This window comes from Bradyrhizobium sp. WSM3983, assembly GCF_000473045.1.
Taxonomy (GTDB): Bacteria; Pseudomonadota; Alphaproteobacteria; order Rhizobiales; family Xanthobacteraceae; genus Bradyrhizobium.
This window is the reverse complement of the sequence record NZ_KI421489.1, coordinates 108,624-131,720: the sequence shown is the minus strand read 5'-3', so window position 1 is coordinate 131,720 and position 23,097 is coordinate 108,624. Positions and strand designations below refer to the sequence as shown.

The window sequence follows — 23,097 nt, the reverse complement described above, 5'->3', positions numbered from 1 at the left end:
CATTGGACAATTTGTCCAATGTTGCAGTGCGAGATGTTGAGCCAAACAGGGTCGGATTGCCTGGCGCCCCGCCGGGCGGTCGGCTTTGGTTTTCAGGACGTTAAGGGCGCACGCATGGCGACGGCACAGACCCCCGACATGACAGACCTCCACTCGGGCGAGCACGGCCACGACCAGGCCAGTCCCAGCGAGATCGCCATCGGCGTCATCATCGGCCGCACCTCGGAGTTCTTCGACTTCTTCGTCTACGCGATCGCCTCGGTGATCGTGTTTCCGCGCCTGGTGTTCCCGTTCACGAGCGAACTGACCGGCACGCTCTATTCCTTCATGATCTTCGCGCTGGCCTTCATCGCCCGGCCGATCGGGACCGTCATTTTCATGACGGTGGACCGCGAGTACGGCAAGACGGCCAAGCTGGTCTCGGCGTTGTTCCTGCTCGGCACCGCCACCGTGGCGCTGGCGTTCCTGCCCGGCTACCACGACATCGGCGTCGCCGCGATCTGGCTGTTGGCGCTGGCGCGCATCGCGCAAGGTCTGGCCTGGGGCGGCGCCTGGGACGGTATGGCTTCGCTGCTGGCGCTGAACGCGCCGCCGTCCGAGCGCGGCTGGTACGCGATGGTCCCGCAGCTCGGCGCGCCGCTCGGGCTGATCGTGGCGAGCGCGCTGTTCGCCTATTTCGCCGGCAACCTCTCGGCCGATGATTTCTTCGACTGGGGCTGGCGCTATCCATTCTTCGTCGCGTTCGCCATCAACGTCGTGGCGCTGTTCGCGCGCCTGCGCATGGTGACGACCGAGGAATATGCCTCCTTGTTCGAGACCCGCGAATTGCAGCCGTCGCGCATCTCAGAGACTGTCGCGCGCGAAGGCCAGAACATCATGCTCGGTGCGTTCGCGCCGCTCGCAAGCTTCGCGCTGTTCCACATGGTCACGGTGTTTCCGCTGTCGTGGGTGTTCCTGTTCACCCGCGAAAGCCCGGTGCGCTTCCTGATCATCGAGATCGTCGCCGCTGTGTTCGGCGTCGCCGCGATCGTGGCCTCCGGCGTCATCGCCGACCGCGTCGGCCGCAAATCGCTGCTGATGGGATCGGCGATCGCGATCGCGATCTACAGCGGCTTCGCCCCGCAGTTGCTCGACGCCGGAGAGTTTGGCCAGACCATTTACATGGTGATCGGCTTCATCTTGCTTGGCCTCGCCTTCGGCCAGTCCTCGGGCGCGATCGCCTCGAACTTCAAGCAGGCTTATCGCTATACCGCTTCGGCACTGACCTCGGACATGGCCTGGCTGTTCGGCGCCGGCTTCGCTCCGCTCGTGGCGCTTCTGCTCGCCACCAATCTCGGCGTCATCGCCTCGGGCGCCTATCTGCTCTCCGGCGCGTTCTGGACCCTGCTCGCGCTCTGGCTCAGCGGCCAGCGCGAGGCGGGCGACATGGACGCGGGCGCCTAAGGCTCAGGCAGTCGCTCCAAAACACGTGTCGTCCCGGCGAAGGCCGGGACCCATACCGCGTGATGTCGCGATGGCGCTCGGTGCAAATCCCGAACGACCAGTCTTCGTCAAACCCAATCCTGTGGTTATGGGTCCCGGCCTCCGCCGGGACGACGGCGTGGAGTTACCGCAGCTCAATCCGTCACGATCTTCACGCGGTCACGCACCTTCACCTGCGCGGTGCGATCCAGCCCATTCAGCACGCGAAAACGTTCGGCGGGATGATCGACGCCGGCCATGCGGTGAGACAGCGATTCCACGGTGTCGCCGGGCTGTACGGTGATGACCTTGATACGCAGCGGTCGCGCGGCCTGGATCTCCTCGAGGGTCAGGCGGCGGAATGAATTGACGGTCTCGCGCGCATTGCGCTCGCTCTCGGTCGACTTCTGCCGTGTCGCGAAGATGAAGCGGTAGACGTCGCTGCCGAAGCGCAGCGCATAGACCTTGAACTGCCACTGGTCGCCCTTGGCGGTGACAGACGCGGCCGGAAAACCGTTGATGGTGACGTCTTCAGTGGACGCCTTCTCGACGCCCTCCATCCAGCCGGAATTGAGGTAGTCGCCGAGCGACTGCTCGGCTGGTACACGCACGACGTCGAAGCGCATCGCCTGCGAGCCGCCCTCGCGCACGCCGATCACCGCCTGCGCGGTGTTGTCGAGCGTGAAATTATCCGGCGCCTGGAAGGTGAAGCCGAGTTTTGGGTGCAGGAAACGCCGGCCGCGGACAAAGCCTTCGCTGGGGTCCTCGCCATAGACGAGGTTGTCGATCGCGGCGAGATAGCTCTCGCGGTCGCGCTCGCCGCCTTCCGGGGCAACGTATTGCCGCGCGATGGTCTGCGCATTCTGCACGCGCTCGGGCGTGGCCGGATGCGACGAGGTGAAATCCTGCGCGCGCGGATCGAGCGAGCCCTTGCCGGCCTTCAACTCCGCATTACGCTCCATCGCTGAGAGGAAGCGCGCCGCGCCGTAGGGGTCGAAATGTGCCTTGGCGGAAATGCCGACGCCGATGCCGTCAGCCTCGAACTCCTGATTGCGCGAAAAGCTCGCCATGGTGAGCTTGGTCTTGGCGAGCGCGAGCGCGGTGAGATCGGGATCGGTGCTCATGTCGGTGACGACACGGGTGACGATCGCGGCCTGGCGCGCCTGGTCCTCGCGCATCGCGGCGTGCTTGGACAGCACATGCGCCATCTCGTGGCTGAGCACGGAGGACAATTCCGAGGTGTCGCTGGCCAGCGCAAGAAGTCCGCGGGTGACATAGAGCTGGCCGTTCGGCAGCGCGAAGGCGTTCACCGCGCCGGAGTTGAGGATGGTGACCTTGTAGCCCTGGTCAGGGCGGTCGGAGGCGGCAACGAGCCGGTCGACCGTCTTGCTGACCAGTGATTCGAGCCGGGGGTCGTCATAGGTGCCCCCATAGCTCGCCAGGATGCGCTCGTGCTCTTTCTCGGTGGCGGGAGTCTGGGCGACGGCCGGCTTCGGCTTAGGCAGGGCGACGGTCGGCGGGGCCGCTGCGGTCTGGAACCGGCCCATATCGCCGCAACCTGCGAGCGCTGTGCCCAGCACGAGGCAAAGCGCAGCCGGCGCTGCCCGCAGGCGGCGGCATTCACCCCTTTTGTGCCGTTCTAGCACCCCGATCACGTCGTCTAACCCGTGCCTGGCCCTTAAGGCCGCTCCCCATTAGGCTCGTTTGCGCCCAGCAATTCAACCTGTCCCAAGAGACGCACATCGATACGCGGCCCTGCAGTCCCCTCGACCCAGCCCCGGACGCGAATACGCCGATTTTCCAGGGATTTAAGGGTCATTCCGGCGCTTTCGAACGCCGGCAGCGTGCGCTTTGAAATAGTCACCGCAAAGCCGCGTGTCCAGTTCCATCCGAAGTTGAGGTAGGTCATTGCCCCAGCTTGCCGGACCGACAGGACTTTGCCCTCGACCACCAGAAAGCGCCCGATCCCGGCCAAAATATCGTCCGGACTTTCCGCGTTTTTTATGGCCGACGGGTCAGCCCAATTGCCCTTTTTTTGGCGCCGCGCTTCAGCTTCGGCCGACATCAAGGCGGTCGCGCAATCCTTGTCCGCGATCTCGGCCGAGACGAGGGCATCGCCCTGGGCGAGCAGCATGGCCTGCACGGAGGTGTCGCTCATGCCGATAAAGAGCAGCGCGCTTTGGCGGCCGTAGCGGTCGGGCGTGTCGTCAGTGCCGCGCAGCGTCACGTCGCGGCCGACGAGCAGTGAGGTCAGTGCCTGCTTCGTTGTCGCGGTCGCTTCGATCCCGGTGAGACGGATCTCGCGGCCGTCGTCGAGACGCACGCTACGTGCATCGACGATGGCCGCGACGCGGCCTTCGCCCTGTGCCTCGAATTGGCACGGTGCGGCGAACGCCGTGTGACTGGCGATGAGAAGAAATGCGACGATGAGGTGATGCCGCTGCGTCACGTTGACCGGAGAGGTTGCGTTACGCTTCAACTTTAACTCATGCACGGTGGGTCGCGAAGGGGCTTCCTCAGACTCCGTCATTGCGTGGAAGCATCTTGCTGCATCTCACCATTCCGCTTTGCGGAAAACATGCGCGGCAATCATGCTCTCGTAACGCACCTGCGCTTGCTGCGCTCTTGCGCATGCGGCATGATTGCGGGAATAGCGATTGCCAAGAGCAATAATCAAGCCGCCATTCAGAGTCAGGCAATCAAGGGAGGTCTTTTCGATGAAGCATATTTTGTCGGGCATTTTTGCCGCAGCGTTTGCCCTGAGTGCGAGCGCCGCCGCGCAGGCCCAGGACAAGCCACCCCTGAAGATCGGCGGCATCCTCGACATGTCGAGCCTCTACGCCGACATCACCGGCCCCGGCAGCGAGACCGCGGCGAAGATGGCCGCGGAAGATTTCGGCGGCGAGGTGCTGGGGCGCAAGATCCAGGTGATCGCGGCCGACCATCTCAACAAGGCTGACCTGTCCGCGAACATCGCCCGCGACATGCTCGACAACCAGGGCGTCGAGATGATCTACGACGTCGCGGCCTCCGCGACCGCGCTTGCCGCCGGCGAGATCGCGAAAGCGCGCAACAAGATCATCATCTTCAACGGCCCGGGCTCGATTCGTCTCACCAACGAGGCCTGTGGTCCCTACACCATCCACTACGTGTTCGACACCTACGGCCAGGCCAACGTGACCGGCCTTGCGGCCGTGAAGTCGGGCCTCGACACCTGGTTCTTCCTCACCGCCGACTATGCCTTCGGCCAGGATCTGGAGAAAGACACCAGCGCCGTCGTGACCAAGACCGGCGGCAAGGTGCTCGGCGCCGTCCGCCATCCGCTCAACACGTCTGACTTCTCGTCGTTCCTGCTTCAGGCCCAGGCGTCCAAGGCCAAGGTGATCGGACTCGCGAACGCCGGCGGCGACACCGTCAATGCCATCAAGCAGGCGGCCGAGTTCGGCATCACCAAGGGCGGCCAGAAGGTCTCGCCACTGCTTGCCTTCGTTACCGATATTGATTCGATCGGGCTGGAGACCGCGCAGGGCCTGCTGCTGGCCGAGGCGTTCTACTGGGACATGAACGACGAGACGCGCGCATTCTCGAAGCGCTTCATGGAGCGGATGAAGCGGCCGCCGACCTCGGCCCAGGCCGGTGTCTATTCCTCTGTCATGCACTATCTGAAGGCGGTGAAGACGGCCGGCACGACCGACTCGGCTGCGGTCATCAAGGTGATGAAGGAGACGCCGATCAACGATTTCTTCGCACATAACGGCAAGATCCGCGAGGACGGTCGCATGATCCACGACATGTACCTGTTCGAGGTGAAGAAGCCGTCGGAATCCAAGGGCCGCTGGGACGATTACAAGCTGCTTGCCACCGTGCCCGGCAACGAGGCATTCCAGTCGCTGGAGCAGTCGCGTTGCCCGCTGGTGAAGAAATGACGCGAAGCGTCATTCCGGGGCGCGCGTGAGCGCGAGCTATGATGCGCAATTGCGCATCTGAGGATCCATCGGGCGGCAGTGACTGTCTAGAAATGGATACCGGGTTCGCGTCAAGGGCGCGCCCCGGAATGACGAAACAAACAAACAACAAGGGAGACGTCCCATGAACGACATGGTCCTGCAAAAGCTCGAAGGCGCGCTGCTCACCATCACGATGAACCGTCCCGAGCGAAAGAACGCGCTCAACCCGGAGATGGTCGCAGGATTAGTCGAGGCGGCGCGGCGCGCGGCCGACGATCCCGAGGTGCGCGCGGTGCTGTTCAAGGGCGCCGGCGGCTCGTTCTGCGTCGGCGGCGACGTCAAGTCGATGGCAGCCGGCCGCGCGCCGCTGCCTTTCGAAGTGAAGATGGCGAACCTCCGCCGCGGCATGGAGGTCTCGCGCATCCTGCATCAGATGCCGAAGCCTGTGGTGGCGCAGCTCGATGGCGCCGCGGCCGGTGCCGGCCTCTCGATGGCGCTGTCGTGCGACCTCCGCATCGCCTCCGAATCCTGCAAGATCACGACCGCCTTCGCCAAGGTCGGCTTCTCCGGCGATTATGGCGGCACCTATTTTCTCACCCAGCTGCTCGGCAGCGCGCGGGCGCGCGAGCCGTATCTGATGTCGCCGGTGCTCACCGCCAAGGAAGCACATGCGATCGGCATGGTGACGAAGGTCGTGCCCGATGCCGAGATCGATGCCGCCGCGCACGAGCTGGCGCTATCGCTGGCGCAGGGGCCGTCGATCGCGCTCGGCTACATCAAGCGTAACATCAACAATGCCGAGCACCTGCCGCTGGAAGATTGCTTCGACGGTGAAGCCATCCACCACACCCGTTGCAGCGACACCGAGGATCACAAGGAGGCCGCGAAGGCCTTCGTCGAGAAGCGCAAGCCGGCCTTCATGGGCGCATGACGATGGCGCCCTATATGCGGCTGCGGCAGATTTGTCTGGTCGCGCCGCAGCTTCCGCCTGTCATCTCCGATATCGCCGAGATCATGGGCCTCGTTGTCTGCTACCGCGACGGCAATGTCGCGAAATACGGCCTGGAGAACGCGCTGCTCCCGGTCGACACGATCATGCTCGAGGTCGTCGCACCCTTCAAGGACGGCACCACGGCCGGCCGCTTCATCGAGAAGACCGGCGGTCGCGGCGGCTATATGGCGATCTTCTGCTGCAACGACCCGGACGAGCGCGGCCGCAACGCCAATGCGCTGGGCGTGCGCACCGCCAACGTGATCGACCACGCGCCCTATCATGGCGTCCAGCTTCATCCCCGCGATTGCCGCGCCGCCTTCATCGAGTTCAACCACACCGAAGGCAGCGACGATATTTTGGGTCCGTATCCGCCCGCAGGTCCTGACTGGCAGAAATTCATCCGCAAGGATGTGACGCAGGCGCTGACGGCTGTGGAGATGCAGAGCCCGGACCCGCAAGGATTGGCGGAGCACTGGGGTAAGATCATCGGAGTCGCGGCTGATGGCTCTGAGCTGAAGCTGCCCAACGCGACTTTCCGCTTCGTGAAGGGCGCCAGCGAGATCATGAGCGCGCTGGAGTTTCGGGTGGCCGATGCCGCGCATGTGCTGCATGTCGCGAGGTCAAAGGGGCTCGCGGTTGCGGGGAACGAGTTTCTGCTGGGCGGGGTGACGTTTCGGCTTTCTGCCTAAGCTGTTGCCGCAAACACCACTGTCGTCCCGGCGAAGGCCGGGACCCATAGCCACAGGAAGCAATTTGACGATGACTCTTGGTTACCTGTTTGCGTCAGAACTTCTCCCTGGGGTTATGGGTCCCGGCCTTCGCCGGGACGACAAGGGAAGTTGTGGAGCTGCCTGAGCGATACGACGAGAAGAGCGAACTACCGCCCCCTGAAATTCGCCGCGCGCCGCTCTTCGGTGGCCTTCACGCCTTCCTTGAAATCTTCCGTGGCGCGCAGTCGGGTCTGCTCGGCGAGCTCGTGATTGGTCGCCGCCATCACGCGATCGGCGAGGCCGGCGCGCATCGTGGCGCGGGTGGAGAGCAGGCCGAGCGGGGAGCATTCGGCGATCTCGGCAGCGAGCTTCATCGCGCCCGCCTTGACCTGATCCTGCGGCACCAGCACGTTGGCGAGGCCCCACTTCACCGCCTCTTCGCCGGTGACGCGGCGGCTGGTGTAGAACATCAGCTCGGCGTTGTTCTTGCCGATTAACTCGGGCAGCGTTGTCGTCAGGCCGAAGCCGGGATGGAAGCCGAGTTTTGTGAAATTCGCGGAGAAGCGTGCCTCGGGGCAAGTGACGCGGAAATCCGCCGACACGGCAAGCCCGAGGCCGCCACCGATGGCGGCGCCCTGCACGGCGGCCACGATCGGCTTCTTGGCGCGGAAGATGCGCACGGCCTGGATATAGAGATGGTTGATCGCGCCGAGGCTGTCGGCCGGATCGCCCTTGGCCGTTTTTTCGGCCTCGCGTGCTTCCTGCGCCTGCCGGGCCGGATCGCCGAAATTGGCGCCGGCGCAGAACGCCTTGCCCTGCGCCGAGAGAACCGAGGCGCGAATCTCGATGTCGCGGTCGAATTCGTCGAGCGCGTCTGCGATCTGGTTGATCAGCGAGATGTCGAAGAAGTTGAGCGGCGGCCTGCGGATCTCGATCGTGCCGACGTGTCCGACCTTCTCGACGCCGATATCCTTGTAAGTGCTCATGATGTCCTCGAAAACTTAGCGCAAGCCCAATCCGCGCGCGATGATGCCGCGCAGCACCTCGGTGGTGCCGCCCTGGATGGTGAGTTTCGGTGCGGTCTTGATGGCGAAGTCGAGCTGCCGCTCCAGCGTCTCGCGGTTGGTCGCGGTCTCCTCGACGAAGGCCGCGAGATCGCGCACGCGGTGCGGAAGCTGCTGCTCCCAGACCGTGCCGATGTCCTTGACGATGGAGGCCTCCACCACGGGTTCCTTGCCGGCCTGCAGCATGCCGGCAACCGAGACTGACATGCGCCGCATGGTGTGAAGCTGCGCCACGAGTCGCCCGATGCCCTCGGCGCTACGCGTGTCCGGATTGGGACCGACCGCGCGGACCAGCTCGGTCAGCACGTAATAAGTCTCGAGGAAGCGCTCGGGACCAGAACGCTCATAGGCGAGTTCCGATGTCGCCTGCTTCCACGCGCCGTCGACTTCGCCGAGCACGTGATCCTCTGGCACGAAGAAGTCGGTGAAGACCACCTCGTTGAACTCGTACTGGCCGGTGATCTGGCCGATCGGGTTCACCTTGATGCCCGGCTGCTTCATCTTGACCAGAAATTGCGTCAGGCCGTGACGGCGGTTCTCCTTGGTCGGCGGCGAGGTCCGGAAGATTGCGATCATGTAGTCGGCGATATGCGCCGACGAGGTCCAGATCTTGGTGCCGTTGATGAGATAGCCGCCGTCGGTCTTGGTCGCGCGCGTCTTCGCGGCGAACAGGTCCGAGCCGGAGTTAGGCTCGCTCATGCCAATGGCGAAGCAGATCTCGCCGCGGCAGATGCGCGGCAGGATGTCCATCTTGATGTTTTCAGGGGCGTATTTCAGCAGCACCGGACCGCTCTGGCGGTCGGCGACGAAGAAGCGCCGCGTCGGAGCGTTGGCGACGCGCATCTCCTCGGTCACGACGTAACGCTCGAGGAAGGAGCGCTCCTGGCCGCCATATTTCTTCGGCCAGGTCATGCCGAGCCAGCCCTTGGCGCCAACTTTGCGAGAAAATTCCGGCACGTCGGTGTCTTCGCGGTTGGGCTTGAATGGACTGAAGGTGCCTGCGGCAATTTCTTCGGCGAGGAAGGCGCGTACTTCCTTGCGCAATTGTTCGCACTCGGGCGGCAGACGGATCGGATCGAAACGGAGGGCTGCGGTCATGTGTTTCGTCTCCCGATCAGCGCGAAGCCACGAGCGGCCACAATTCGTCGGCGCCGCGCCTGGCGACGAGCTTGCCGAGCTCGACCGCCCAATAGCTTTCCGAACCGAAATCGTCGCGCCAGGCCAGCGCCCGCAGCGAATAGCGGTGCAGGATGTGCTCGATCGTGAAGCCGATCGCGCCGTGAACCTGGTGTGCGATGGCGCCGCCTTTTTCCGCGGCTTCCGCGCAGCGGATCTTTGCCGAGGCGGCTTCGAGGTAGACCTCGTCATTGAACGACGTGGCGTTCGCGATGGCATCGGCGGCCGACGTCGCGGCCGCAAGTGCTGCGGCAGACTCGCCGGCGAGGCGCGCGAGATTGTGCTGCACCGCCTGGAATTTCGAGATCTTCTTCTCGAAGGCGACGCGCTCGTTGGAGTAACGCACGGAGATGTCGAGCATGGATTCCAGCGCGCCGGCGATCTGCAGGCTGCGCGTGACGCCGCCCATCAGCATCAGCGTGGTCTGGTCAACGCCCTTGGGCGCGGCCTTGATGGTGTTGGGCTGAACCTTGTCGAGCGTCACGGTATCGCTGTGGTCGTAGCCGACATTGAGCCCGGATTCGATCCGGCCCTTGCTCGCGTCGACCAGCGCGATCGAGACGCCGTCCTTGCCGTGCGCCAGCACCGAAAAGTGCTTCGCCGCTTTGGCAAAGGGCACGCCGCGGCAGCGGCCCGAGAGCGCGCCGTCGGCATCAAGCGTGATGCGATCCTTTGGCGAGGCCGGCAGCATCGTCATCTCGCCTTCGGGCGAAGCGATCTTCGCCTGCGCCAGCAGCCAACCCGCGAGCATGGTCTCGGCCAGGGGAACCGCGACCGCGAAACGGCCGGCAGCATTCAGCAAGGCAAAACCGTCGGCAAGGCTCGCACCGGAGCCGCCGAGATCGTCGAGCACCCAGGACAAGGGCAAGCCGGCTTCGCTCAGCGCCTGCCACAGCGGCGCCTGCCACGAATTCTTCTTGTCATTGTTGATGGTCTGCGGATCGGCGAGATCGGCGAAGATCTTCTCCGCGGTCTCGACGACGATATTGTCACTCTCCGCCACAGCGTTCCCCGTGTTTTTCCATTGGCGCGTCCTGCCTGGTCGGTGCGGCGCGCGGTCTCTTCTTGCGCCCGATGATCGGAAAAAGCCATGGCCCTGACAAGCGTTGATCGCAGGCCTATCTGCGACACCGGCATGGGGGTAAGACCCGGTCTGGGCTAATTCCGCTTAGCGGAGTTTGTTCGATTTGCAGCGCGCGGCAAACTCGCTAAACAGGGCGACACATTCAATCACGGGGAAGGAAATCCGGATGGCCAAGGACAGTTTGTGCGCAATCGTGACGGGGTCCGCATCCGGCCTTGGTGCTGCGACCGCGGAAATTCTCGCACGGAGCGGGGCGCGACTCGTCATCAACTATTCGTCGAGCCAGAAGGAAGCCGAGGCCACGGCAGAGCTCTGCCGCAAGGCGGGCGCGGCGGAAGTGCTGGTCGCGCAGGGCGACGTCTCGAAGGACGACGATTGCCGCAAGATCGTTGCGGCCGCGACCGGCTGGGGCCGGCTCGACATCCTCGTCAACAATGCCGGCACCACCAAGCACGTCGCTCACGCCGATCTCGACGGATTGTCGGCTGAAGATTTCCAGCGTCTCTACGGCGTGAACACGATCGGCCCGTTCCAGATGGTGCGCGCCGCGCGCAGCCTACTGGAAGCCGGATCGAAGGCAACTGGGCGTGCGTCCGCCGTCGTCAACATTTCCTCCGTCGCCGGCATCAGCGGCGTCGGTTCGTCGATCGCCTATGCCGCGAGCAAGGGCGCGCTCAACACCATGACGCTGTCGCTGTCGCGCGCGCTGGCGCCGCTGATCCGCGTCAACACGGTGTGCCCCGGCTATATCGATACGCCCTGGTTCACCAAGGGCCGCGGCGAGGCCGGCGCCAAGCAGGTGCGCGACAGCGTGGTGGCGAAGGTGCCGCTCAAGGTCGCCTCATCCGCCGATGACATCGCGCAGCTCGTCTGCTTCCTGGCGATGCCTGCCTCCAGCAACATGACCGGCGAGGTCGTGCGCATGGATGCGGGGATGCATTTGATTACGTGAGATCGCGTTCCTTGCGTCAAACGCTGCCGTCGTCCCGGCGTAGGCCGGGACCCATAACCACGACTGACTGTTGGGAACTCAAGACTGACAACTCCGAGTCTTCGCCAAATCAAATTCGGTGGCTATGGGTCCCGGCCTTCGCCGGGACGACACTGAATTTGTTGACAGGCCATACCGCAGAACAACCGCCGTCACCCCTTGATCACGCCGCTCGCGACCAGCCGGTGCCAGATGAATAGCACCACCACGGCACCGATCGTGGCCATGATGAAGCCGGCGCCCTGGTCCGGACCGTAGTGTCCGATGGCCTGGCCGATAAAGGTGGCCAGGAACGCGCCGACGATGCCGAGGATGGTGGTGAGGATGAAGCCGCTCGGGTTGTTCGGCCCCGGCGCCAGGAAACGCGCGATGAGGCCGGCGACGAAACCGACGACGATGATCCACAACAGGCCGCCCATGCTCATGTCAGTGCTCCCCTCGTTTTGACTAAAATCAGATCCTGCCCGAGATCTCGTTCTCGGTCGGCAACCGTCCATCCGGCGTCAGATGGTCGATCACCTGCGGCAGATACTGGCTGAGGCCGGAGAGCAGCTCATCGCGCGACAGCCCGCTCTGGGCGGACAGGCTCTGGATCTGGTCGGCGCCGAGCGCGTTGGCGAGATCGCCGGGCGCGATCGCCTTGTTCTCGCCCTTGCCGACCCAGGTGCTCGCGGTGTCGCCGTGGCCGCCCTGCTGGAGCTGGTTGAGGAGATCGCCGAGCCCGCCGCTCAGCACGCTGCCGGCCGCGCCGCCCGCGAGCAGGCCGCCGAGGCCGCCCTTCAGCAGGTCACCGAGGCCGCCGCCGGCGCCCGCATTCACCGGCGGGGGCAGGTGCGTCGGTGTCGGGGACGGCTGCGGCGCCGCGCCGGGTTGGCCTGCCGTCAAATGCTTGAATGTCTTCCAGGCGAGCAAGCCCAGGATCGCCATGGTCATGGGCGACATGCCGCCGCTGGAGGAGGATTGTGAGCTCGGCGTGCTCGGGCCGCGCGGGCCGTTCTGCATGCCGTTGAGGACGTCGAGTAGACCCATGGCGCTCTCCTGCCGGTAAAAAGCCCCGTCTCAAAACATATGAGGCTCTCATGACGGTTACAAGGCGATTGCGCCGCAACCGCGATGGGCAGCCAGCTTCGGTTCTGCTATCGAGGCGGTTGTTCAGGGAGCAAGTCAGTTGGCGACGGATCGATCGATCGTGGTGGCCGGTGCGGGCGCCATCGGCTGTTTTATCGGAGGCCAGCTGGCGGCCGCCGACCGGCGTGTCGCACTGCTGGTGCGGCCGCGGGTGAAGACCGAGATCGAGCGGTTCGGCCTGCGGCTCACGGATTTCGACGGCGCTGAGAAGAAGCTGGATGCGGGCCGGCTCGCGCTGTCGGAAGATCCCGCAATCTTCCACAGCGCTGGAATCGTGCTGGTCACGGTCAAGAGTGCCGACACGGCAGATGTCGCGGACCAGATCGCGCAGCACGCGCCGCAGGATGCCGTCATCGTGTCGTTGCAGAACGGTGTCGGCAATGTCGCCGTGCTGCAAGAGCGGCTCGGCAGCCGACGCGTGCTCGCCGGTATGGTGCCGTTCAATGTGGTCGCAATGGGCGAGGGGCGCTTCCACCGTTCGACCTCCGGCGACATCCATGTCGGCGAAGACGCTGACAACACGGCGGCGGCGCTCTCGGTGCCGGGACTTTACCTGCGCGCCAGTCGCGACATCGCCGGCGTGCAATGGGGCAAGCTGATCATCAACCTGAACAACGCACTCAGCGCATTGTCCGACATGCCGCTCGCCGCCCAATTGGCGAACCGCAACTGGCGAAGACTATTCGCCGACCAGATGGCGGAGGGTCTGGCCGCGCTGAAGGCCGCCGGCATCACGCCAGCCTCGGCAACGCCGATCCCGCCGAACTGGACGCCGACCCTGCTGAGATTGCCCGACATGATCTTCAACGCAATCCTGGGGCGGACGATGAAGATCGATCCCGAGGCGCGCTCCTCGATGTGGCAGGATCTGAAGCAGGGCCGCAAGACCGAGATCGACTATCTCCAGGGCGCGGTCATTGCGCTCGCCGAGCAGAACAATGTCGATGTGCCGCTGATGCGCCGCATTGTTGCGCTGATCAAGCAGGCCGAGGCGGCCGGCAAGGGCCCGCCGGGGCTTTTGCCACAGCAAATTCGTGGCGTGGCTTGAGCTCGATGGAGGAGCCGATGAGGCGTTGTCTAATGATCGGGCTCGCGCTCGCCGCTCTCTGCGGCGGTTCGACGCTCGCCTATGCCAGGCCCCCGACCGTCATGAACTCTCCCGGCTATGACGCGCGATTGCAGGAGAGCCGCAAGGCGTTGGGCAACTCGCCGACGCCAGCGGCGCCCGTGAATCCGACAGTACCGGGACCCAAGCACAGCAAGAAGAAGCATCCGAACTGATGCCACGCCCTCCGCTGTCGTCCCGGACAAGCGTAAGCGCAGATCCGGGACCCATAGCCACAGGGAGAAGTTTGGCGAAGAATCGTAGTTGGCAGCTCGCACCATAACCACTCCCTGGGGTTATGGGTCCCGGATCAGCGCTCCGCTTCGCTATGCTTGTCCGGGACGACAGCGGAGTTTGCGGTCGCAGCTCACCCCTTCTTCGCAGGCTTGCTCGGCGTCGGGCTGAACAGCCTCTTCAGATCGCTCAGGCTCTCCGACAGCCGCGGCCATTCGCAAGAGAATGAGCCCTTGGTGCAGGGCGCGCCCTTCCGCTGGCCCGCGGCCTGCTGCACCTTCGGCCGTTCCACCGGCACGGGCACACGCTCGACGTCGGTTCGCATCGCGACCTGCTGAAGTTGCTGCGCTTCCTGCTGCTCGCGCTGCTGCCGCGCGGCGGCCTGGGCCGCTTCATTGCTGCGGCGCTGATTGGCGAGATAGGCGGTGTAGGATTCGTCGATTTTCCTCTGCTCTTCCGGCGTCGGGTTCGGCCCGGCGATGTCGAAGGTGCGATCCTGCAGGAAGTCGTAATAGGTGTAGCCGCCGCCCGCCTTGCGCCGGCCGGCGAATTTGGCGTTGCAGTCCGCTAGCGCTGCGGTCTTTTCAGCCTTGTTCGAGGATTTTTCGGCAGCGTCAGCGCATTCCTCGAAATCGACCGGCGCGCGCTTCCACCATTGCGCGTGGGCATGCGACAACGTCAGCAGAAAAACTCCTGCTGCGGCAATGAGAAGCGGCGCCGCACGACGCGATGCAAACACGGTCGACATTCTACGAGAGCATTCCCTGCAAAACTCAACTCGAACTGAGTCGGGCCTGATTTTTGCTCCATTATGGCCAACTTGTCACCCGTGGAACCCGGGAATTTCATGGCTGGTGTGCTGACATTTTTTGCTTGACGTGGCGCGGGAGTCACAGCCGCGCGCCACATGATGCGTTTAGAGTTTTATCGGTTCGAATGTGAGGGGGAATATTCATCATGAGAGCGCTGAGGTGTTTCGCCGCAATCGCGTTGGCGCTGGTTTGCGGCCGCGCGCTCGCCGCAGAGGACGATGCCCCCAACAACAAGCCGGTGAAGATCGTGGCTGATGCGCGGCTGTCGGTCAGCAGCCACGGACTATTGCCGCTCTATCTCTCAAGCGACTGGTCGATGCCGCTGCCGGCGATCTCGCGCGCCATCATCGTGCTGCACGGACGCCTGCGCAATGCCGACGAATATTACATTTCAGCCCACACCGCGCAGGTCGCAGCCGGCGACGACGGCAAGGGCGCGCTCATGATCGTGCCGCAGTTCCTGGCAGAGGTCGACGTGGAAGCACACAAGCTGCCCGCGGACACGCTGCGCTGGTCGTTGGAAGGATGGGAGGGCGGCGAGGCCGCGCTTGCGCCGAACCCCGTCTCCTCCTTCGAGGCGCTCGATGCGATCCTCGCAAAACTCTCCGATCGCCGCGTCTTCCCGAACCTGAAGCAAGTCGTGGTCGCCGGTCATTCCGGCGGCGGCCAGGTCGCGCAGCGCTACGCCATCGCGGGCAAGGGCGAGGCGATGCTGTCGCGCCAGCACATCGAAATTCGCTATGTCGTCGCCAATCCCTCGTCCTATGCATATTTCAGCAATGAGCGTCCAGTGTCGGCGATTGCGGCGTCCTGCCCGGGCTACAACAATTGGAAATATGGCATGGACAAGCGGCCGCCTTATCTTGCGGACGCAACGCCGGCCGCGCTCGAGCAGCGCTATGTCGAACGCGAGGTGATCTATTTGCTCGGCACGCTCGACACCAATCCAGAGCATCCTGCGCTCGACAAGAGCTGCATGGCGAAGGCGCAAGGCCCCTATCGCTACGCGCGCGGCCACGCCTATGCGGACGCGATGGCGAAGCGCAATCGTGGTACGCCCAATCACCGGGTGTGGGACGTCGCCGGCGTCGGCCATGACGGCGACAAGATGCTGACTTCGAAATGCGGCCTAGCAGCGCTGTTCGATAGCCCGGGCTGCGGCGGGGAGCGCTGATGCCAGCGCTTTCAAGGCTTGCGCCTTGAAGGTCCAGCTCCGGCTGTTACACTTCGTCCCGCGGGCGCCTTATCCTGAGGCGACGCCAAGAAGACGAAGTGGAAACACCTGATGCTACTGCCCCTGTCCGATGTGCCGCGCTGGTACGCTCAACGCAAACCCGAAGGCACCATCGCCGTCCAGCATGGGCAGGATAGACTGACCTGGGACCAGCTCGAGCGCGGCGCCAATCGGCGCGCACGGGCGTTTGCGGCGAAGGGCGTCAGGCCCGGCGATTTCGTCGCGATCGGATTGCCCAACGGCAATGCGTTCTTCGAGACCACGTTTGCGGTGTGGAAATGCGGCGCGACGCCGACCTCGCTGTCATGGCGGCTGCCGCGCGGTGAAGCCGCAGCCGTGCTCGAGATTCTCAAGCCGGCGCTGGTGGTCGGCGGCGAGGCCGACTGGAATGCGCCGAACCGGCTGCCGGCGGATTTCGTGCCGGAAGGGTTTTCCGACGAGCAGATCCATCCGCCGGTGGCGCGCTACTGGAAGGCCATGACCAGCGGCGGCTCGACCGGCCGTCCAAAGGTGATCCTCGATCACAATCCCGCAGTCGTCGACACCGTCACGCCACCGCCGCTCAACATGCCCTTTGGCGCCTCGCTGCTGAATCCGGGACCGCTCTATCACAATGCGCCGTTCATCGTGTCGCACTATGCGCTGTTCGGCGGCGGCAAGCTCACCGGCCTCGTCAAGTTCGACGCCGAAGAGACGCTGCGGCAGATCGAGCGCGAGCGCGTGCAATGGGTCAATTTCGTGCCGACCATGATGCATCGGATCTGGGCGCTGCCGGAGAACGTGCGCAATGCTTACGATGTGTCGAGCCTGCAGACCGTCTTCCACATGGCCGCTCCGATGCCGCCATGGCTCAAGGAGAACTGGATCGCCTGGCTCGGGCCGGAGCGGGTCTGGGAGCTCTATGGCGGCACCGAGCGGCAGGGCGCCTGCATCATCTCCGGCACGGAGTGGCTGGCGCACAAGGGCTCGGTCGGCAAGATCGGCGAGACGGCGAAGCTCCGCATCATCGGGGAGGACGGCAACGACGTCGCGCCGGGCGAGACCGGCGAAATCTACTTCCTCAACAATGACGGCAAGGACGCCACCTATCACTATCTCGGCGCCGAGCCGAAGCGTTGCGCCGACGGCTGGGAATCGCTCGGCGATATCGGCAGGCTGGATGCCGAAGGCTATCTCTATCTCGGCGACCGCCTCGCCGACATGGTGCTGCGCGGCGGCGCCAACATCTATCCGGCCGAGGTCGAAGCCGCCGTCTCCGAGTGCCCCGGGGTGCGGTCCTGCGTGGTGGTGGGCTTGCCAGATCCGGAACTGGGCCAGCGTGTGCACGCCATCATCGAACCAGAGGTGAATGCGGAGGGCCAGGCGATCGCAGATGGCATGGCGGACTTCTTGAAAGACAGACTCAGCCGCTACAAGCATCCCGAGAGTTTCGAGATCGTCAGCACGCCGCCGCGCGATGATTCCGGAAAGGTTCGCCGGACGTTGCTGCGCGACGAGCGTGCGGCGTGGATGAAAGAAGGACGCGCGTTTCGCATCACGCCTGCGAAGGCGCGGGCGCACGCCGAATAAGACATAGAGAGGGACTGAATTCCATGACCATCACCATTGCAGCGAACAGCGTGCCGAAACCGCCCGCCGATATCATCGAGGGCTTCAGGAATGCACCGACCTCGATCATATCGGACAATCTCAGCCGGCTGCCGGGAGCGGTCGGGCTCAAGCCCTATCACCGCAGCGGCAGGCTGATCGGTACGGCCTTCACGGTGCGTACCCGGCCCGGCGACAATCTCGCCATCCACCGTGCGCTCGAGCTGGTCGGTCCCGGCGATGTCATCGTGGTCGATGGCGGCGGCGACGAAACCCGGGCGCTGGTCGGCGAAATCATGAAAAACATCGCGCAGTGGCGCAAGGCGGAAGGTTACGTGATCGACGGCGCCATCCGCGATGTCGCGGCCTTCGCCGCCGACGACTTCCCCTGCTTCGCCCGCGCAGTGATTCATCGCGGCCCTTACAAGAACGGTCCCGGTGAGATCAACGTGCCTGTGACGATCGGCGGCAGCGTGGTCTCGCCTGGCGACATCGTGGTCGGTGACGAGGACGGCGTCGTGTCGTTTCCCGCCGCGGGTGCCGCGGCGCTGCTGGAGGCAGTCCGTGTCCAGATCAGGCGCGAGGATGAGACGCTGAAGGCGATCCGCGAGGGCCGCTATCAGGGCGCCTACGGCAAATCCTGATCGGGTAGCTGGCCTCCTCATTTGGTGAGGCAGAGGGCTTCCGATTCCGCCCTCGCTTTGATATGTACACCTCCAGGCAACCCGCCCTACCTGCGGGTTCCGCGGTCCCGTAGCTCAGCCGGATAGAGCGGCGGTTTCCTAAACCGTAGGTCGCATGTTCGAGTCATGCCGGGATCGCCATTCTCGTATTCTTTCAGATCGCTGTCGCTGAGATTCGCGCAAAGCGCTTGCGATATTCGGCAGGTGTCACGCCGACATGGCGGGCGAAAGCTCGGCGCAACGTATCCGCGTCGGCAAAGCCGCAATGGATGGCTACTTGCTTGGGAGCTTCGTTTCCGAGCTCCAGCAGGCGCCGGGCAGCATTCACGCGGGCTTCTTCGACCCAGGTCGCAGGCGTAATTCCGACTTCGGCGCGAAACAGCCGCGCAAAGTGACGCGGGCTGATGTCCATGCGCGCTGCAAGGCTCGCGACGCTGTGGTCGAATCCCGGATTGGCGGCGACCCAGCGCTGCAGCTCCTGCAGCGCGGCGCGGCCGGTGGGGACGGTCTCGCCCTTGCGGGTGAACTGCATTTGTCCGCCCGGGCGCTTGAAGAACATCACGAGCTGGCTCGCAACCTTCATCGCCGTCTCGCGTCCGAGATCTTCCTCGACGAGCGCGAGCGCGAGATCGAGCCCCGCGGTCACGCCGGCGGCCGTGCGCAGCTTGCCGTCGGTGACGTAGATTGCGTCCTTGTCGACGCTGACCGACGGGAATTTTTCGGCGAGCCGGTCGGCGACCGCCCAATGCGTCGTGACCCGTCTGCCGTCGAGGAGCCCCGCCGCTGCAAGGAAGAAGGCGCCTGAGCACACCGATCCGAAGCGTCGGGTCCTGGAGGCACGTCGGCGGAGCCAATCGATCACCACGCTGTCTGCCGGCACGTCTGCGGCGTTCGGGCATCCAGCGATCAACAAGGTGTCGATGTTGTCCTGGAAGCCGCGATCGATGACGCGGTCGGGCATCAGCCGCACGCCTGAGGAACTGCGGATCGGACCCGCCTCCGCCGCCGCCACCAGCAGCGCATAGGCCTCGTGGCCGGCCTGCACGTTCGCCTCGGCAAACACGTCGAGAGGTCCGGCAACGTCGAGAAGCTGCGCCCCTGCCAGCGCAAGGATCACGATCGTCCTCGGTTTCGGCCTCGTGCCCATGTCCGCCTCGGTCCGCATTTGTCCGTTTTAGACGTATTACATCAATTGAGGACAAGTTAGCCTGGACCTAGCTTGGCGGCCACCGGAGATTTCAGGAGGACGTCATGCAAGAGATTACCGAAGCCGCCGCGATTCCCGACAGCAGACTGGCGCGCGCGATTACCGACTACATCCGCGATACCGAGACGGATTTGCTCTTCAACCATTCCAGTCGCGTCTATCATTTCGGCGCGCTGGCCGGCATTCGCCGCGGGCTCAAATTCGATCGCGAACTGCTCTATGCCGGCGCCATGTTTCACGACCTCGGCCTGATGCCTGGCTATGGCAGCAAGCACGAACGGTTCGAAGTCGACGGCGCGCATGCCGCGCGCGATTTCCTGCGCAGCCACGGCATCTCGGAGCAGGATGCCTACACGGTCTGGACCGCGATCGCGCTGCACACCACGCCGGGCGTGCCGCAGCATATGCATCCGGTCGTCGCTCTGGTGACTGCGGGTGTCGAGATGGACGTCCTCGGACTGACCTACAAGGACTATTCCGACGCGGAACGCGAGGCCGTCGTGAAGGCGTTTCCGCGAACGCCGCACTTCAAGGAGGACATCATCCAGGCCTTCTACGATGGCATCAAGCACAGGCCGGATACCACGTTCGGCAACGTCAAGGCCGACGTCATCGCCGACAAGGAGCCGCATTTCCATCGCGGCAATTTCTGCAGCGTCATCCGCGGTTCGCATTGGCACGGCTGAGGGGTCTCTCGCCTGGGTCTTCCTGGGATTGATAGTTTGTCATGGGTCATCGTCTCCGTTTGCCAAGCTCTCCGGCGCAAAAGTTGCTAGAGTGGGAGGCTTCCTTCCCTTTGGCTGACTGGCGGCCAGCCGCTTCAGTGCGACATCCGGAGACCAGAATGCCTTTCGACTTGATTCTGCGCGGCGGGCGGGTGATCGACCCGTCCCAGAAGCTCGATGCCGTGACCGATGTCGCCTTTGCCGGCGGCAAAATAGCCGCCGTCGGCAGCGGGCTCAAGGCGGATCCCGGCACCGAGGTCCGCGACGTTTCGCAGCTCATCGTCACGCCGGGGCTGATCGATCTCCATACCCACGTCTATTGGGGCGGCACCTCGCTCGGTATCGATGCCGAGGAGTTCTGCCGCGCCTCCGGCGTCACCACCTCGGTCGACACCGGCAGCGCCGGCCCCGGCAATTTCGCCGGATTCCGCAAGCATGTGATCGAGCCGAGCCAGGTCCGCATCCTCGCTTATCTCCACGTCTCCCACGCCGGCATTTTCGGCTTCTCGCACCGGATCATGGTCGGCGAGAGCGAAGAATTGCGGCTGATGAATCCGGTCGACGCGGCCAAGGTCGCCGATGCCAACCGTGACCTCATCGTCGGCATCAAGGTGCGCGTCGGGCTGCATTCCTCGGGTACGTCGGGAGCCGTGCCGCTCGACATCGCGCTCGAGGTCGCGAACGAGGTTGGCATGCCCCTGATGGCGCATATCGATCATCCGCCGCCGAGCTACGAGGAGGTGCTGGCCCGCCTGCGCCCCGGCGACGTGCTGACCCACGCGTTCCGCCCGTTCCCGAACACGCCGGCGACCGCGCAGGGTACGGTGAAGAAGGCGGTGCTGGACGCGCGCGAGCGCGGCGTTCTGTTCGATATCGGCCACGGCAAGGGCTCGTTTGCGTTCAGGACGGCGCGCGCCATGCTCGCCAACGCCTTCTATCCGGACACCATTTCGTCCGATATCCATCAGCTCTGCATCGACGGCCCGGCGTTCGACCAGGTGACGACCATGTCGAAGTTTTTGTGCATGGGCATGGAGCTGTCGGACGTGATCGCGGCGTCGACGGAGAATGCCGCGATGGCGCTGCGGCGGCCCGAGCTCGGCAGCCTCAAGCCGGGCAGCGTCGGCGACGCCACGCTGATCTCGGTGAAGCAAGGCCAGTTCGACTATGAGGACGTCGTCGGCGAGCACCTCATAGGTGATCGCAAGATCGTGTCGGAGGGTGTCGTCATCGGCGGCCGCTGGTGGCACCCGAACTAGGGTTTCGCCTTTCTCCGCAACAGCGGAGAGAGGCGCCTTCCACGCGGCGGTTTGCTGCGCTTGAACCGCAGCTCACTCGTTCTTGTCCACGTTCCAGAACATCGGCGTCGCCGGACCGTCGATCACGCCGGTGAGCGATTTGCGCCATGCGCTCGGCGCCTGGAATTGGCCGAGCGGGACGTAGATTACCTGATCGTACGCTTCCTTCTGCACGTCGAGGGCGATCTTCTTCTGCTCTTCCGGTGAGGTGGCGCGGGCAAAGGCGTCGCGCAGCTGCTCGAGCTTGGGGTCGTCGGACCAGCCGAACCAGCCGCCCTCCTTGCCCTTGCCGACCATCGCGCCATTGACGAGCGGGTTCATCGAGTCGGCGGCGCCCTGGTAGGTGAAGAACATGCTCCAGCCGCCTTCCTTCGGGGGCTTCTGGTTGGCGCGGCGGGTGACCACGGTCTGCCAGTCCATCGCCTGAAGGTCGACTTTGAAGCCGGCCTCGCGCAAAAGCTGCGCGACCACGACCGGCTGCGCTTTCAGCAGGATCTGATCGGTCGGCGCCAGGATCACCACGGGCGTGCCGTCATAGCCGGACTCGACCAGCGCCTTCTTCGCGTCCGCCATGCCGTTGCCCTTGATCAGGGTCTCGCCGCCGGCGTCGCTGGCCAGCGGCGTGTCGCAGATGAAGAATGCGCCGCAGAACTTGTAATATTTGGGATTGCCGATCTGCGCGTCGAGCACGTCCTTCTGGTTGATCGCGAGCAACGCGGCGCGACGGACCTTCACATTATCGAACGGCGGATGCAGGAAGTTCATCCGGCCGAACGACTGGAAGCCGAACTTGTTCAGGATTGCCACGTTGATGTCCGGATTGGACTCGAGCGTGGGCAGCAGGTCGAACGGCGGCGTCTCGACGAAATCAACATCACCGGATTGCAGCGCGTTGAGCGCGGTTTGCGCGTCCGGCATCGTCAGCCACTCGACACGGTCGACCTTGACCACCTTGCCGCCCGATGTCCATTCGGCCGGCTCCTTGCGCGGCAAATAGTCGATGTTCTTCTCGTAAACGGCTTTCACGCCAGGCTGGAATTCGGCAGCCACGAACTTGAACGGGCCGGAGCCGATCTGCTCCGGAATCTGTTTGCTGATCGGCGTCTCCGCGAGCCGCTTGGGCATCATGAAGGCGCAGATCGACGATGGCTTGGCGATCGTCTCCAGCACAAGGCCATAGGGCTCCTTCAGCTTGAGGACGATTGTTTTGGCGTCTGCGGCTTCAATGCCTGCCGTGAAGTCCATCAGCTTGCGCGCCATGCCGTCGACGCTCGTGCCCCAGCGCTTCAGCGAGGTGACGCAATCCTCCGCCGTCACCGGAGCGCCATCATGCCATTTCAGGCCGTCGCGCAGGGTGAAGGTATAGGTCAGCTTGTCTGCGGATACCGTCCAGTCGGCCATTTGCGGCCGCACCTTGAAGCTGGAATCGATGCCGAGCAGCGTATCGTAGACCATGTAGCCATGGTCCCGAGTGATGATGGCCGTCGTGAAGCCGGGATCGGTAACGCGAAGATCCGATTGCATCACCGCAATCAGGATCTTCTTTCCGCCCGCGGCAGACGCAACCGATGTCCAGGCCGCAGGAAGGACCGATGGTGCAACAGCCGCAAGCTGAAGCAGTTTCCGTCGCGAGACGTGAATCATTCGCAATTCTCCC

At 64.3% G+C, this 23,097-nt stretch carries 23 protein-coding genes and 1 tRNA gene; 13 read left to right on the top strand and 11 right to left on the bottom strand.

What is annotated here, in order from left to right:
* Positions 1–114: 114 nt before the first annotated feature.
* The gene (locus YUA_RS0141390) at positions 115–1,443 is read left to right on the top strand and encodes an MFS transporter (RefSeq protein WP_027535888.1); all 1,329 of its coding nucleotides are present in this window, start codon (positions 115–117) and stop codon (positions 1,441–1,443) included.
* 173 nt (positions 1,444–1,616) lie between these two features.
* On the opposite strand, the gene YUA_RS0141385 is transcribed toward YUA_RS0141390, so the two are convergent.
* From YUA_RS0141385 to YUA_RS50785, 3 genes are all read right to left on the bottom strand, one after another.
* A complete protein-coding gene (locus YUA_RS0141385; RefSeq protein WP_027535887.1) occupies positions 1,617–3,008 on the bottom strand; it encodes a M48 family metalloprotease in 1,392 nt (463 codons plus the stop codon).
* Between the two features lie 131 nt (positions 3,009–3,139).
* Positions 3,140–3,991 carry a thermonuclease family protein gene (locus YUA_RS0141380; RefSeq protein ID WP_027535886.1) on the bottom strand — a complete coding sequence of 284 codons (852 nt, stop codon included), beginning with the start codon at positions 3,989–3,991 and terminating at the stop codon, positions 3,140–3,142.
* Positions 3,992–4,015: 24 nt separating this feature from the next.
* Positions 4,016–4,201 (bottom strand): hypothetical protein, encoded by a 186-nt coding sequence (locus tag YUA_RS50785; protein ID WP_156947621.1) that lies wholly within the window; start codon positions 4,199–4,201, stop codon positions 4,016–4,018.
* On the opposite strand from YUA_RS50785, the gene YUA_RS0141370 reads away from it, so the two are divergent.
* The 3 genes from YUA_RS0141370 to YUA_RS0141360 all read left to right on the top strand — a co-directional run bounded on the left by YUA_RS0141370 (position 4,179) and on the right by YUA_RS0141360 (position 7,091).
* Complete coding sequence (locus tag YUA_RS0141370) at positions 4,179–5,387, top strand: ABC transporter substrate-binding protein (RefSeq protein ID WP_027535885.1); 1,209 nt, start codon at positions 4,179–4,181, stop codon at positions 5,385–5,387. The genes YUA_RS50785 and YUA_RS0141370 overlap by 23 nt on opposite strands.
* Before the next feature lie 163 nt (positions 5,388–5,550).
* Positions 5,551–6,339: an enoyl-CoA hydratase gene (locus tag YUA_RS0141365; protein WP_027535884.1), complete on the top strand. Its 789-nt coding sequence runs from the start codon at positions 5,551–5,553 to the stop codon at positions 6,337–6,339.
* Positions 6,340–6,341: 2 nt separating this feature from the next.
* On the top strand, positions 6,342–7,091 hold the full coding sequence (locus tag YUA_RS0141360) for a hypothetical protein (RefSeq protein ID WP_027535883.1): 750 nt from the start codon (positions 6,342–6,344) through the stop codon (positions 7,089–7,091).
* A gap of 188 nt (positions 7,092–7,279) precedes the next feature.
* Here the strand turns inward: YUA_RS0141360 and YUA_RS0141355 are convergent, their stop codons facing one another.
* The 3 genes from YUA_RS0141355 to YUA_RS0141345 are packed head-to-tail and all read right to left on the bottom strand — an operon-like array spanning position 7,280 to position 10,355.
* Positions 7,280–8,098 (bottom strand): enoyl-CoA hydratase/isomerase family protein, encoded by an 819-nt coding sequence (locus YUA_RS0141355; protein ID WP_027535882.1) that lies wholly within the window; start codon positions 8,096–8,098, stop codon positions 7,280–7,282.
* 15 nt (positions 8,099–8,113) lie between these two features.
* A complete protein-coding gene (locus YUA_RS0141350; protein ID WP_027535881.1) occupies positions 8,114–9,274 on the bottom strand; it encodes an acyl-CoA dehydrogenase family protein in 1,161 nt (386 codons plus the stop codon).
* A gap of 16 nt (positions 9,275–9,290) precedes the next feature.
* Positions 9,291–10,355, bottom strand: coding sequence for an acyl-CoA dehydrogenase family protein (locus YUA_RS0141345; protein WP_027535880.1), 1,065 nt, complete (start codon positions 10,353–10,355; stop codon positions 9,291–9,293).
* A 247-nt stretch (positions 10,356–10,602) separates the two neighbouring features.
* On the opposite strand from YUA_RS0141345, the gene YUA_RS0141340 reads away from it, so the two are divergent.
* The gene (locus YUA_RS0141340) at positions 10,603–11,388 is read left to right on the top strand and encodes an SDR family NAD(P)-dependent oxidoreductase (RefSeq protein ID WP_027535879.1); all 786 of its coding nucleotides are present in this window, start codon (positions 10,603–10,605) and stop codon (positions 11,386–11,388) included.
* Between the two features lie 191 nt (positions 11,389–11,579).
* Here the strand turns inward: YUA_RS0141340 and YUA_RS0141335 are convergent, their stop codons facing one another.
* Together YUA_RS0141335 and YUA_RS0141330 are read right to left on the bottom strand one after the other, a co-directional pair.
* Positions 11,580–11,852 (bottom strand): GlsB/YeaQ/YmgE family stress response membrane protein, encoded by a 273-nt coding sequence (locus tag YUA_RS0141335; RefSeq protein ID WP_198029598.1) that lies wholly within the window; start codon positions 11,850–11,852, stop codon positions 11,580–11,582.
* Between the two features lie 28 nt (positions 11,853–11,880).
* On the bottom strand, positions 11,881–12,456 hold the full coding sequence (locus tag YUA_RS0141330) for a YidB family protein (protein WP_027535877.1): 576 nt from the start codon (positions 12,454–12,456) through the stop codon (positions 11,881–11,883).
* 139 nt (positions 12,457–12,595) lie between these two features.
* On the opposite strand from YUA_RS0141330, the gene YUA_RS0141325 reads away from it, so the two are divergent.
* Both YUA_RS0141325 and YUA_RS0141320 read left to right on the top strand, forming a co-directional pair.
* Positions 12,596–13,603 (top strand): 2-dehydropantoate 2-reductase, encoded by a 1,008-nt coding sequence (locus YUA_RS0141325; protein ID WP_027535876.1) that lies wholly within the window; start codon positions 12,596–12,598, stop codon positions 13,601–13,603.
* Positions 13,604–13,620: 17 nt separating this feature from the next.
* The gene (locus YUA_RS0141320; RefSeq protein ID WP_027535875.1) at positions 13,621–13,836 is read left to right on the top strand and encodes a hypothetical protein; all 216 of its coding nucleotides are present in this window, start codon (positions 13,621–13,623) and stop codon (positions 13,834–13,836) included.
* A gap of 191 nt (positions 13,837–14,027) precedes the next feature.
* On the opposite strand, the gene YUA_RS51435 is transcribed toward YUA_RS0141320, so the two are convergent.
* A complete protein-coding gene (locus tag YUA_RS51435; RefSeq protein WP_027535874.1) occupies positions 14,028–14,642 on the bottom strand; it encodes a hypothetical protein in 615 nt (204 codons plus the stop codon).
* A gap of 209 nt (positions 14,643–14,851) precedes the next feature.
* Between YUA_RS51435 and YUA_RS0141310 the strand changes: the two genes are divergently transcribed.
* From YUA_RS0141310 to YUA_RS0141295, 4 genes are all read left to right on the top strand, one after another.
* Entirely contained in the window at positions 14,852–15,880 is a 1,029-nt protein-coding gene (locus YUA_RS0141310) for an alpha/beta hydrolase (protein ID WP_027535873.1), read from the top strand.
* Between the two features lie 111 nt (positions 15,881–15,991).
* On the top strand, positions 15,992–17,509 hold the full coding sequence (locus YUA_RS0141305) for an AMP-binding protein (RefSeq protein ID WP_027535872.1): 1,518 nt from the start codon (positions 15,992–15,994) through the stop codon (positions 17,507–17,509).
* A gap of 23 nt (positions 17,510–17,532) precedes the next feature.
* Complete coding sequence (locus YUA_RS0141300) at positions 17,533–18,171, top strand: RraA family protein (protein ID WP_027535871.1); 639 nt, start codon at positions 17,533–17,535, stop codon at positions 18,169–18,171.
* Between the two features lie 103 nt (positions 18,172–18,274).
* Positions 18,275–18,351 (top strand) — tRNA-Arg (locus tag YUA_RS0141295).
* Positions 18,352–18,364: 13 nt separating this feature from the next.
* Here the strand turns inward: YUA_RS0141295 and YUA_RS0141290 are convergent.
* Entirely contained in the window at positions 18,365–19,357 is a 993-nt protein-coding gene (locus tag YUA_RS0141290) for a GlxA family transcriptional regulator (protein WP_035973121.1), read from the bottom strand.
* Positions 19,358–19,461: 104 nt separating this feature from the next.
* Here YUA_RS0141290 and YUA_RS0141285 point away from each other — a divergent pair, with 104 nt between their 5' ends.
* Positions 19,462–20,103 (top strand): HD domain-containing protein, encoded by a 642-nt coding sequence (locus YUA_RS0141285; RefSeq protein WP_027535869.1) that lies wholly within the window; start codon positions 19,462–19,464, stop codon positions 20,101–20,103.
* 158 nt (positions 20,104–20,261) lie between these two features.
* Complete coding sequence (locus YUA_RS0141280; protein ID WP_027535868.1) at positions 20,262–21,401, top strand: amidohydrolase/deacetylase family metallohydrolase; 1,140 nt, start codon at positions 20,262–20,264, stop codon at positions 21,399–21,401.
* Positions 21,402–21,473: 72 nt separating this feature from the next.
* Here the strand turns inward: YUA_RS0141280 and YUA_RS0141275 are convergent, their stop codons facing one another.
* A complete protein-coding gene (locus YUA_RS0141275; protein ID WP_027535867.1) occupies positions 21,474–23,084 on the bottom strand; it encodes an ABC transporter substrate-binding protein in 1,611 nt (536 codons plus the stop codon).
* Positions 23,085–23,097: the final 13 nt, after the last annotated feature.